This is a genomic window from Methylosinus sp. PW1 (assembly GCF_000745215.1).
Taxonomy (GTDB): domain Bacteria; phylum Pseudomonadota; class Alphaproteobacteria; order Rhizobiales; family Beijerinckiaceae; genus Methylosinus.
This window is the reverse complement of sequence record NZ_JQNK01000007.1, coordinates 62,183-74,029: the sequence shown is the minus strand read 5'-3', so window position 1 is coordinate 74,029 and position 11,847 is coordinate 62,183. Positions and strand designations below refer to the sequence as shown.

10 protein-coding genes are annotated in these 11,847 nt (G+C 62.6%); 8 read left to right on the top strand and 2 right to left on the bottom strand.

Features of this window, described 5'->3' with window-relative positions; genetic code table 11:
* Positions 1-60 precede the first annotated feature (60 nt).
* Positions 61-633, bottom strand: coding sequence for a hypothetical protein (locus K369_RS04985; protein WP_036286329.1), 573 nt, complete (start codon positions 631-633; stop codon positions 61-63).
* Between the two features lie 36 nt (positions 634-669).
* Here K369_RS04985 and K369_RS27010 point away from each other — a divergent pair, with 36 nt between their 5' ends.
* Genes K369_RS27010 through K369_RS27005 form a run of 7 tightly spaced genes read left to right on the top strand, consistent with a single transcriptional unit; the run spans position 670 to position 6,178 of the window.
* Positions 670-1,161: an SEC-C metal-binding domain-containing protein gene (locus K369_RS27010; protein ID WP_036286326.1), complete on the top strand. Its 492-nt coding sequence runs from the start codon at positions 670-672 to the stop codon at positions 1,159-1,161.
* 41 nt (positions 1,162-1,202) lie between these two features.
* Positions 1,203-1,847 (top strand): PLP-dependent transferase, encoded by a 645-nt coding sequence (locus tag K369_RS04975; RefSeq protein ID WP_256380976.1) that lies wholly within the window; start codon positions 1,203-1,205, stop codon positions 1,845-1,847.
* A gap of 47 nt (positions 1,848-1,894) precedes the next feature.
* On the top strand, positions 1,895-2,899 hold the full coding sequence (locus tag K369_RS04970) for an LLM class flavin-dependent oxidoreductase (RefSeq protein ID WP_036288633.1): 1,005 nt from the start codon (positions 1,895-1,897) through the stop codon (positions 2,897-2,899).
* Positions 2,896-4,239, top strand: coding sequence for an LLM class flavin-dependent oxidoreductase (locus K369_RS04965; RefSeq protein ID WP_036288630.1), 1,344 nt, complete (start codon positions 2,896-2,898; stop codon positions 4,237-4,239). The genes K369_RS04970 and K369_RS04965 overlap by 4 nt, the downstream gene beginning before the upstream one ends.
* A complete protein-coding gene (locus K369_RS04960; protein ID WP_036288627.1) occupies positions 4,236-5,426 on the top strand; it encodes a M20 aminoacylase family protein in 1,191 nt (396 codons plus the stop codon). The genes K369_RS04965 and K369_RS04960 overlap by 4 nt, the downstream gene beginning before the upstream one ends.
* 12 nt (positions 5,427-5,438) lie before the next feature.
* A complete protein-coding gene (locus tag K369_RS04955) occupies positions 5,439-5,972 on the top strand; it encodes a GNAT family N-acetyltransferase (protein WP_051949069.1) in 534 nt (177 codons plus the stop codon).
* Complete coding sequence (locus K369_RS27005; protein ID WP_198033040.1) at positions 5,969-6,178, top strand: hypothetical protein; 210 nt, start codon at positions 5,969-5,971, stop codon at positions 6,176-6,178. The genes K369_RS04955 and K369_RS27005 overlap by 4 nt, the downstream gene beginning before the upstream one ends.
* Before the next feature lie 77 nt (positions 6,179-6,255).
* On the opposite strand, the gene K369_RS04950 is transcribed toward K369_RS27005, so the two are convergent.
* Entirely contained in the window at positions 6,256-8,739 is a 2,484-nt protein-coding gene (locus K369_RS04950; protein ID WP_036288624.1) for a TonB-dependent receptor, read from the bottom strand.
* Positions 8,740-9,282: 543 nt separating this feature from the next.
* On the opposite strand from K369_RS04950, the gene K369_RS04945 reads away from it, so the two are divergent.
* Entirely contained in the window at positions 9,283-11,811 is a 2,529-nt protein-coding gene (locus tag K369_RS04945) for a TonB-dependent receptor (RefSeq protein ID WP_084570499.1), read from the top strand.
* The last annotated feature ends 36 nt before the right edge of the window (positions 11,812-11,847 follow it).

The following is an 11,847-nucleotide window of genomic DNA, read 5'->3' as shown; positions in this document are numbered from 1 at the left end:
GACGGTAACGGCGGGGCCGTCGACCCGCGACGGGCGTCTTCTGCGGGCCGACGAAAACCCTCATGCAGCGAGCATCGGCGCGGCCCCTCCGGTGATCGGCAAAAGCAATCGCAGCAGCGCGGTCAGTCGTTCGGCGGTGGCGCCGGAAAAGCGATCCAGGAGCGCCGTCGGCAGCTCCTCTCGGGCGACGGGCGGCATGAAGGCGGCCGCGGCCACCCTCCAGAACGGGCTTGCGGCGAAGACATCGCGCCACCATTGGCGCCAGCGCTGAATCGTGTTGCGGCTTGCGCCGACAAGGTTGGAGAGCTCGCGAACCGACGCCGCCGCGCCATTGCGTATCGCCGAAACCAGCACGACGACCGCGCTGAGAAACACCTTGCGCCCGAGAAACCGGAACGACGAGGGCGTCGCGCGCTTGCGGCAGTCCTGCACAGCGCAGCAGAAGCTGAAGCGCAAATTGTGGTCTGCGCCGAGCCCGGCGGGACCGCCTCTGGGCTTGCGCAGGAAATTGCCTGAATGAAGCGCGCCGCCGCAGCGCGCGCATCTCACCTCGCGCGCCCTCGCCGCAAGATCGCGGTCGAAGGCGAGGAGAAGCTCGTGGAATCTGGCGTCCGCCAGCAGGGACCGATACAAGGGATGCCTCGTTCTTGTTCGAGAGTGAAAGCCGCGATGGCCAAGATCGGACGCAATGACGCCTGCCCCTGCGGCAGCGGCAAGAAGTACAAGCACTGCTGCCTCGCCAAGGATGAAGACGCCGAGCGCGCCGCCCACGCGGCACGCGACGCGGCCGACCGCGCGGCCCGTGTCGCGGCCGCCGAATTATGGAGCTTCGACAGCGACGAGGATATGGACGATGAGCTGACCGTGGCGTCGAACGCCGTTGTCGATCTCGTGCACGCGGGCGCGCTCGATGAGGCCGAGCGCGCCGCCCGCGAACTCCTCCAGCGCTTTCCTGACATGCATGACGGTTATGATCGCCTGGGCATGGTCTATCAGGCCAGAGGCGAGGATCGGCAAGCGGCCGACTGCTACCGGAAGGTCATCGACATCATCCGCTCGCACAAAGAACAATACGACGCCGAGTTCGAAACCGTCTTCCACAAGCTCATAGAGCAGCTCGACCCGCCAATCGCGCCTCCACACGAGAGTCAGTCTTCCTGAAATCACGATGAGTGAAGGGCTCGACTCGCAGCCCATCACGTATCCTGCTCAAAAAACCGGGTTCATGCCCTCATTTTGTCCGCGCACGCTCACTCGGCGCCGATCTCGTCGTTCATTCCGCGACGAAATATCTGAATGGACATTCCGACGTGGTGGCGGGCGCCGTCGTCGCCGCGCGACGCGACGACTTCTGGGATCGCATTCGCGCGATCCTGGCGCGCAACGGCGCCGTGCTCGGGCCATTCGAGGCATGGCTTCTGCAGCGCGGGCTGCGCACCCTTTTCCTGCGGGTGCGCGCGCAGTCTCAGTCGGCGCTCGCGCTCGCCGAGCGGCTCGCCGGGCACGCGGCCGTCTCGGAGGTCCTTTATCCCGGCCTTCCCGGCTTTCCGGGCCATGAGGTCGCCCGGCGACAGATGCAGGGGGGCTTCGGCGGCATGTTGTCCATCCGCGTGAAAGGCAGCGCCGCAGCGGCGATCGCGACCGCCGCGCAAGTGACGATTTGGAAGCGCGCGACGTCGCTCGGCGGCGTCGAGAGCCTGATCGAGCATCGCGCGAGCGTCGAAGGGCCGGGAACGCCGGTTCCAGGCGATCTGCTGCGCCTCTCGACGGGAATCGAAGCCGCCTCCTACCGCCGCGGAACCCGACGGCGGCGCCGGACCTTGATTATATATTATTCTTGTCGATAATATCGATTTAACGGGACGCGCCCCGCCCGCTTCGGCTCTTCATCGCCATGTCCTACTCGCTCTCCATTTTGGACAAGAGCCCCGTCGCCGAGAGTGCGACGCCGGCGGAAGCGCTTCGCCACACGATCGCGCTGGCAAAGCGCGCGGACGAGCTCGGTTATCATCGGTTTTGGCTCGCCGAGCATCATGGCGCGAAAATGCTCGCGAGTTCCGCGCCGGAGATCGTCGCCGCCCATATCCTCGCCCACACCGCACGCATCCGCGTCGGCTCCGGCGGCGTGATGCTCCAGCACTACAGTCCCTATAAGGTCGCGGAGGTTTTCAAAACGCTCGCGGCGCTGGCGCCGGGGCGCGTCGATCTCGGCGTCGGCAAGGCGCCCGGCGGCCTGCCTTATTCCACTCGAGCCTTGCAGCAGCGCCCGGACGACGCCGATTTCGAAGCCCGCCTCATCGAGCTGGAGGCATGTCTCGACGGCGCTCTGCCGGAGGATCACGCGTTCGCCGGCCTCCTCGCAACGCCCGTTCCGCCGGAGCCGCCGCAGCGCATTCTGCTCGGCGGCGGCCCCGCGAGCGCCGAGCTCGCCGCGCGACGTGGTTGGCTCTTCGCCTACGCCGGCCATTTCAACGGCGATCTCGAGACGCTCGCGCGCTCGCTCGAGGCCTACCGCCGCATCGCGGGGCGGCAGGCTCTGCTCGCCATCCAGGCGTTCGCGGCCGAGACGCAGGAAAAGGCGGAGTGTCGCGTCGGCGCCCCGAGTCTCTACAAGGTTCATTTTGCCGACGGACGATCCGTCAATCTGCCGTCGCTCGAGCTCGCCGCCGAATTCGCTCGCCAGGCGGGGCTCTCCGAGCAGGACTATCGCGCCGAGGAAATTCGCCCGCTCGTCGTCTTCGGGGCGCCGGACCGAGTGCGGCGCGAGCTCGACGCCCTCGCCGATCGCTACGGCGTGAACGAATTCATACTGGATACGCCGATCGCGGATTTCGACGAGCGCCTCGTCTCGATCGAGCTGATCGCCGGCGCGTTCTCTACCAGCCCGGAGACCGCGTGAGCGAGAAGCCCATCAGATTCGGCCTGATGCTGCATGGCGCCGGCGCCAATATGAATTCCTGGCGCCACCCGAGCGGGCCGGCGGACGCCAGCGTCGATCTCGATTTCACCATCGAGACCGTCCGGAAGGCTGAAGACAATGGCGTCGCCTTCGTTTTCGCGGCGGACGGTCTCTACATCACGGAACAGTCGCTTCCGCATTTCCTCAACCGCTTCGAGCCGCTGACGATCCTTTCCGCGCTCGCCGCGCGCACGTCCAAGATCGGCCTCGTCGGCACCGTCTCGACGACCTATTCCGAGCCCTTCACCATCGCCCGACAATTCGCCTCACTCGATTTGATCAGCGGCGGACGCGCCGGCTGGAACGTCGTGACCTCGCCGCTGGAGGGCAGCGCGAAGAATTATGGGAGGTTCCATCCGGAACATGCGCGGCGCTATGAGATCGCCGACGAATATATCGCCGTCGCGCAAGGTCTCTGGGACAGCTGGGACGACGACGCCTTTGTGCGCGACCGCGTGACGGGACGTTTCTTCGATCCGCAAAAGCTTCATCGGCTCGACCATGAGGGACGCTTTTTCAAAGTCGCCGGTCCGCTGAATGTGGGACGCTCGGCGCAGGGCCAGCCGGTGATTTTCCAGGCCGGCGCGTCGGACGCCGGAATAGCGCTCGCCGGCAAATATGCCGACGCCGTGTTCACGGTGGCGGCGTCGCTCGAAGAGGCCTGCGCTTTTTCCGAGAAGGTGAGGGAAAGCGCCGTCGCTCACGGCCGTCGCCGTGACGATGTCCTGATTTTCCCCGGCGCCGGGCCGATCATCGGCGAGAGCGAGGCGGAAGCCGACGCGAAATACCAGGCCATTCGCGATCTTCTGGGCATAGAGGAGGCGCTCGTCTATCTCGGCCGCTTCTTCGACCATCACGATTTCGCGCAATATGATCCGAGCGCGCCGTTCCCGGATCTCGGAGACATCGGCAAGGAAGGGTTTCGTTCGACGACCGACGCTATCAAGACGCGGGCGCGGCGGGAGGGGCTGACGCTGCGTGAGGTCGCCTTCTCCGTCGCGACGCCGAAGCCGACCTTCATCGGGATCGGCGAGAAAATCGCCGACGAAATGCTACGCTGGATCGATGAGGGCGCCGCCGACGGCTTCATTCTCGGTTTCCCGGTCACGGCGGAAGGGCTAGATGATTTCGTCCGCCTTGTCGTTCCGGCGCTGGAGGCGCGAGGGCGCTACTCCCGCGATCTGCCGGGACGGACGCTGCGCGATCATCTCGGCCTGCCGCGCAAGGAGAGCCGCTACGCTCTCGTCGCGACCGACGAACAGAGGAGCGTGTCCCGATGACGGTTTCGATCGAAACCCTTTCCGAGCGCGCCGGGGCCGTCGCCGCGGCGGTCGCCCGCCACGCCAATGAATTCGTCGCGCTGCGCCGGGACATTCATCGCCATCCCGAGCTCGCCTTCCAGGAGCGTCGCACGAGCGAGCTCGTCGCGGCGCGTCTCGCCGATTGGGGCTTTGAGGTGACGCGTGGCCTCGGCGGAACCGGCGTCGTCGGCACGTTGAAGCGCGGCGAGGGGCCGCGCAGCCTCGGCCTGCGCGCGGATATGGACGCGCTGCCCATCGCCGAGACGACAGGACTGCCCTACGCCAGCATCCGCGAAGGCGTGATGCACGCCTGCGGACATGACGGACATACGGCGATCCTGCTCGCCGCCGCCCGTCAGCTGGCCGAAGCGGGAGATTTTCGCGGAACGCTCAACGTCATCTTCCAGCCGGCCGAGGAGATCGGCGCCGGCGCCCGGCGCATGCTGGACGACGGCCTTCTGGAGCGTTTTCCCTGCGACGCGATCTTCGGGCTGCACAATTGGCCCGGCCTCGCGGCGGGAAGGCTGGCTTTCGTCCCCGGCCCGGCAATGGCGTCCGTCGATCAGGCGCATGTCACCGTGCGCGGCAAGGGCGGCCATGGCGCCGAGCCGCAGGACACGATCGATCCGATCGTCGTCGCCGCCCATATCGTCACGGCCCTCCAGACGATCGTCTCGCGCAATGTCGATCCTCTCGACATGGCGGTCGTGACCGTCGGCTCGATCCATGGCGGCTCCGCATCCAACATCATTCCCGAGAGCGTCGAAATGAAGCTCACGGCCCGCGCATTCAGACCACAGGCGCGCAAGCTGCTCGAGGAGCGCATACCAGCCCTCGTGCGTGCGCAGGCGGAGAGCTTCGGCGCCGTCGCGGATGTGCGCTATCGGCTCGGTTTTCCGCCGGTCGTCAATCACGCCGCCGAGACGGAGCTGGCGCGGCTGACAGCGCTCGAGACATTCGGCGAGACACGCGTCGAAGAGAGCTTTCCGCCGCGCACAGCGAGCGAGGATTTCGCCTTCTTTCTCGATGCGAGGCCGGGCTCGTTCCTGTTCCTCGGCAATGGCGACAGCTGCTCGCTCCACAATTCCGGCTATGATTTCAACGACGAGAGCCTCGCGCCCGCGGCCGTCTATTGGGCGCTTCTCGCGGAGAGCTTTCTCTCCTGAAAGGCGGACCGCATGACGGATCGTTTTCTCTACGCTTCTCCGCTCGATCCTCGCGCCGCGCCGCTGCTCGACGATCTGGTCCGGGAATATGACGCGCGTTACGGCGATTTTTTCGGCCCCGAAGGCGGAACGGGCGAGGTCAATCGCTATCCGCCCGAAGCCTTCGCGCCGCCCGAGGGCAATTTCCTGCTGCTCTTGCGCGGAGAGGAAACGATCGGCGGCGGAGCCTTCCGCCGCTATGACGAGACGACCGCGGAATTCAAGCGCATCTGGACGCGGAGCGACCTGCGCCGACAAGGGCTGGCGCGCGCCCTGGTCCAGGAACTCGAGGCCCAAGCTCTTCGCCAGGGCTATTCGCGCATATTCCTGACCACCGGCTGCCGTCAGCCGGAGGCGGCCAATCTCTATCTCACATCGGGGTATCGCGCGCTCTTCGATTTGGCGGCGGACCTGGAAGCTCTCCGAATTCTGCCCTTCGAGAAGCATCTGCCGTTCTGTCTGAGGATCGTGGGCGTGCAATCCCGCTCAGACAGCAGCGTCTCATGATCGAGGTCAGCATCAGTCCGCTTCGCCGGCGGGACGCATCTTCGCCGAACGGATTCCTGAGCTCGCAACGCCGCTCGCCCGACAAACGGCGCACCGTCATCGGATTACAAGAGGCGCCCGTCGAATTTGGCGACGACGGTTTTGCCGGAAACAGGCGACAGGTCAGAAAGGATCGTTCATGGCGGGGCGTGGCGGCTTCGAGATGATGCGAGTTCGATTCGACAACCGAACGCTAAATCAAGGTTCTATACCACTCCCGCCAATCTACGCTGAATTTTCCAGGCTAGTCGAGCTTCACCAGCAAAGTACCTCCGAATGTGCGCCAATCATTGGTCCAGCCGATAGTCGCCGAGGTCGATATGTTTCCGGGCGACCAGGCTGTGATCGGCCGCTTGTCCAGCAGGTTTTTTGTCCAGAAGGTCAACGTGTAGCGCTCGTCATCCGAGCGCAGGCCGAAGCCCAGGTTCACGCGAGCGACGGGGCTGAGCCAGTATTGGAAGACAGAAGCCGGATCCGTCAGCCGAATCTTGTCCTGCCATGCGACATTGAAATAGCCGAAGCCCGTCACAGGCGTGTTTCCCCAATCTCCCAGATCTCGAAACAATGCCCCGAGCGGGTGCTCGTAGTTCCCGCCGATATTGAACGACCACATCGGCACGCCTTCCCAGCGTGTGTTGGATCGCGACAAGGCTGCTGGCGCTCTCACGAAGCCCGCCGGCGGGTTCGTCGGAGTCGACCAATTCCAATCGGCAGGGGTCGGCGCATCCCGAAAATCGACCCATCGGGCGTCGGTGTAGGCGCCCGAATAATTGATCCAGAGGCGTTCGGCCGGACTCCAGCGCCCGTCGAACTCGAAGCCACGCAGCCGCGCGTGGTCGGCATTGCCGAGATAGGTCGTGCGGATCGGCTGACCAAAGCTGTCGATGTTGGACGCGTCGGTCAAATTCGTCTGGAATTGATAGAGATCGTTCCAATACAGGTTGAAGTTGGCGATGAGCTTTCCGTCGAGCCAATTCGTTTTCACGCCGATTTCGTAGTCCCACGAGACTTCGGGCTTGGTGACGACGGGCTGCCAGCCCTTCAATGCTCCTCTCGAGTCGACGATCGGTTGGGCGCCGGTGTTGACTGCGCCCGCCTTTTCGCCGCGTCCGACCAGGCCGTAGAACAGGAGATGTTCGTCGTAGCGATATTTGGGATTGAAAATGCCCGTGATGGAATTGAAATATTTGGTTACGCCGCCAGTGTCGAATATTTGCTGGGCTCCGCCGGCGCGAAGCGCTTCGAGCTGCTCGGCGGCCGTATATTGATTCTGGTGAAGCGTCGCCCAGCTGAGATGCGATCCTTCCTTGATCTCGTAATTGTCCCGAAATCCGAATGTCAACGCCAACTGTTCGTCGACATGATAGGTGGTTTGAGCGAAGGCGGCGATATCGAAGGTTCGCGCCTTCCCCTCGCGGAGAGACCGCATTCCCTTCAGCAGCGCGGGCCTGGAGAACCATCGCGCCGAGTCCGTTCCGAATTCCAGAATATTATGGTTCCAGACATTCTCATATAGCGAGTAGACGCCGGTCACCCATTCGAGCTTCTGGTCCGTCGGCGAAGCGAAGCGCACTTCTTGCGAAAACTGATCCACATAGCTCTCGACGCGCGAGCCCGATATTTCCGCCAGCTCATTGCCGAGTGGCGTGCGCGGTAGCAGCCGAAAATGTCCATAGGCGGAAACAGATGTGAGCGTGTTCTCGCCGATCTGCAGGTTCAGCTCATTGGAGGTCGTGTATTGATGCTGATGGAATGTCGGCGTCGACGTGAGCAGCGGCTTGTAGGGATCGAAGGTGAGAACAGGCCTGCCGAGGCGTTGTTGAAAGGTTTCGGAGTAAGTGCGCGCCGGACGTGTTCCGTTCGCGAAGACCTGGAACGAATTGGAAGAAGAGCACTGGCTACTGGCGCATGATCCTGTGTTGCTGTACTCGTTCGACCGGCCGTAATTGAATATCAGTCGATCGGTCACGGCGTCGCCTACAAAGAGCAATTGCCCACGCACGCCCCAGCGATCCGAATTCCGAAGGCCGGCGCCGGTGACCTGGTCCTTGATCCACCCATTGTCCTTGTCGACATAGAAAGTCACGCGATAGGCGAGCTTGTCGTCGACGATCGGGCCTGTCACGTTCAACTTCTCGATGAATCGGGCGTTGTTGGCGAAGGAAGTTTCGAACGTCGCCTTGCGCGTGAACGACGGCAATTGCGTGCGAATGATCGCATTGCCGACCGTCGTGTTCTTTCCATATGCAGTGCCCTGGGGGCCGAGGGCCAGCTCGAAAGATTCGAGATCGACGAAATCGCCCCACTGGAACCCGAAGTTCTTCCAGAAGACATTGTCGACGATGAACCCCGTGTCGGATTCTGCGCCGTCTCCCGACCCGGCGCCGAGACCAACGCCGCGGATCGTCGCGGCGCGACGAGGATGGCCGCCCTCCACACGATAGTTCGGGACTTTTTCGGCAAAATCCGTCAGGCGTTCGAGGCGTTCGCGCACAGCGGCCTTGGGATCGACCACGACGATCGGACGTGGAAGCTCCAGCACTTGCAGCTTTCGGGCCGACAATTCTCCCGTCTCTTTCGGGGAGCCGACCAACACGTCCTCGACTTGCGCGGTCGCCGGCTGCGCAGCCTGCTGAGCCGCTGCGACAGTCGTCGCCCCGATCAATGCGACGACCCCCGCCAGAGCGCGGCCGCTCGTCGAACAGGGCCGCCGGCCAAAAGCCGACATGCGGCGTCGCGTCGCGTCCTTGTCGGCAGAGGCTTTTGCGAGGGAGAGGAATGTTCCGCTGGCAGACCCTAACGTAAGCGTCGACGCTCCGAGCATGAGAAACGACTTCGATGGAAGAGCGCCGCTGGACATTACCACCCCTTAATTTCTATCGTATTAATAGGCTTTAAGCACAAGCGATCAGCTCAGGTCAAGCTAGTCGATCCTGAGACCGAACTCGCGTTGGCTAGACGAGAAACGCGGTCATGTCGGCGATCGCGAGACACCGCTGGAAGGCGCTTTACGACAAGTTGCGGCGACGTCTCGGGTGTTCAGGAGGTTGGCTGTCCAGAAAGAGAGGAAATGCAACTCGAATGCGAAATCGATCTCTCTTATGAAACCGCCCGTCGTCGGGCCAAGAAATTTGCGCCCGATTACGCCGATCGGCCGAGGGGTCTATGTGAGACTCGAGCCGCTTCTCGAAATTCTCGACCTCGGCTTGACATATGTATAGAAATTATACTCAATTAAGTCGATAGATTTAATATGCAAAGGCGTCCATCCATGTTCCCCACTGTGTCCGGCGTCGCGCCACAACTCCGGTTTTGCTTCTTGTCCAGTGCGTCGAGCCTTTCATATTTGGCGGCGGCCGCCATCGCATTGTCGACGCAGATGGGCGAGTCTCACGCCCAGGACGCTCAAGCCCCGGCCGCATTAAATGTCCAGGTCGGCGACGTTGTCGTCCCAGGCGAGGGCGATGATCGAGGAGAAACCTCGCGCCCCGTCCTGCAGGCGCAGAACAAGCCCCGCTCCATCGTCGTCGTCGACGAGAAGACGCTGGAGCGCGAAAACATCAACCGCGTCGATGAGTTGCAGCAGAAAATCCCGAATTATCGCGCCAACAACGGCGGCACCCAGCAGTCGTCGCGCCAAACGATTCGCTGGATCGGCATCGGCGCCTCCGGCACCGGCGTCGGCACCGAGTCGCCGACAGGCTATGTCGTCGACAATGTGTTCTGGAGGTACTGGGGCTTCCAATGGATGGACCTGTTCGACCTGAGATCCTTCGAGGTCGCCTATGGACCTCAGGGCACCGCGGGTGGAAAGAACACCGCCGCAGGCAGCCTGATAATCAACAACAGATTGCCGTCCTTCACGCAGCAGGCGACGATCGAGACCAACTTCGCCAATTATGACCGCGTCATCGAAAAAGTTTCCGTCACCGGCCCGATCATCGACGACGCGCTCGCCTATCGCGTGAGCTTCTTCATGGACAAGGGCGACGGCTGGATTCGCGATCAGGTGAGCGGCGCCGGCTATAAGAACACCGATCGTTGGGGCGTTCGCGGGCAGCTTCTCTATGTCGGTGACGAAATCACCGACCGGCTCATTTTCAATTACAGCACCTCCCACGAATACAACGGCTATAACAGCGCGCCCTATTCCGACTCCTTCAACATCTTCGCCAATGGCACGCGTCCGAGCTCGACCTACGTCCAGAATGTCTGGAGGCGCCTCGGCAAGCCCATCCTATCCCTGGACCCCTACAAGCCGTCCATCGCGCGCATGGGCGTCGATCCGGTGAGAACCATCACCGTTTCGAACGAGCTCAACGTGGGCGTCGGCGAAAATATCTTCACGTCCATTTCGGCCTACGGGTTCAATCGAAACGAGATGCGATATTTCGAAGACACGCAGTTGCTCGAGCTCTGGCGCGGCGGCATGGACACCTATGTCGGACAGGCGTCGCAGGACTTCCGCCTGACTTCGCCCAAGGATCGGGATCTCGAATGGACGGCCGGCGTCTTCCTGTTCTATGACGACGCCTCCAATCAGATGCATCATACTGTCTTCGGCTCGGACGCCGCGAAATTCCTCAGTCGACCGGCCGCGCTCCCGGGCGTGGGGGTATGGGACTACACCAAGGCGCGAGCCTTTCAGGCCGCCGCCTACGCCCAGGCGACCTACCATGTCGACGAGCAGTTGGCGCTCACCTTGGGCTTGCGCAACAGCTATGAAATTCGCCAGGGTTCGGTCAGTCAGCTCAATCGGTACTATCCGACCGTTTCGGCTTTCGATCAGGATCAGGCCGTCATCGCCGCCGGCAGCCGTGGTATGTCGGATACGGGCGGCCGCACGCAAAAACTCAATTTCGTGACCGGGGTATTCAATCCGCAATATAAGCTGAACGATAACCTTCTCTTGTTTGGACTGGTCGGCCGCGCCGAAAAGGCGGGCGCCGTCAACACCAGCGCCAACCCGCGCTATACACTCAAGAACGGCGTCTACACATTCAACTCGTTTCCGACGGTCATCACGAAACCCGAAACCTCCTGGGATTATGAGATCGGCTTCAAGTCGAACTGGCTGGACAACCATTTTCTCTTCAACGCGACGTTCTACTGGAACGATTTCTACAATTTCCAGACGAATGTGGTGGACGGCGATTCTCGAGACCAGGACGGCACGCCTCTCGGCCTCACGACGCTCGGCAACGCCGAACATGCGCGCATTCGCGGCATCGAGCTCGACGGGCGTTGGAGCCCGATAGAGAGATTGTGGATCACCTTCAACGCGGCCTTCTCGGACGCGCGCTGGGTGAGCTGGCCAGACGCCGGCGCGCCGTCGGATTGGGCTTGGTCGTCCGGCAACGTCGCCGCGCCCAAGTCCCTGTCGCTTTCCAATACGCGCTGGCAGGGCGTTCCGCTGTGGACATTCAATATCGGCGCGAACTACGAGCAGCCGCTCGGGGCCGTTCTCGCCGGTGTTGGCGGTTTCGGAAGCTTCGACGACTGGACCTCGAAGCCGCTCACGGCGTTCGGCTATTTCAACGTCAACTGGCAGGACAAGACACAGCTGACCAATCCCTGGTCGGTTCTGCAATATTGGCAGGGAAGCTACGCGATCGTGAACGTCGGCGTCGGCATCCGCACGGATGACGACAAATACAGCCTCAGCTTCTGGGCCAAAAACATCGGCGACGAGAGACCCTTCAACTCATGGGACGCTGGAACCGCCACTGTTCCCGCGAGAGTCGGCCTCACTCGCTGGCCGGCGACCTTCGGCGGCGCGTTTCGCGTGAAGCTCTACTGATCATGGCTTCGCGTCGACGGCTTCGGTCGTCGGCGC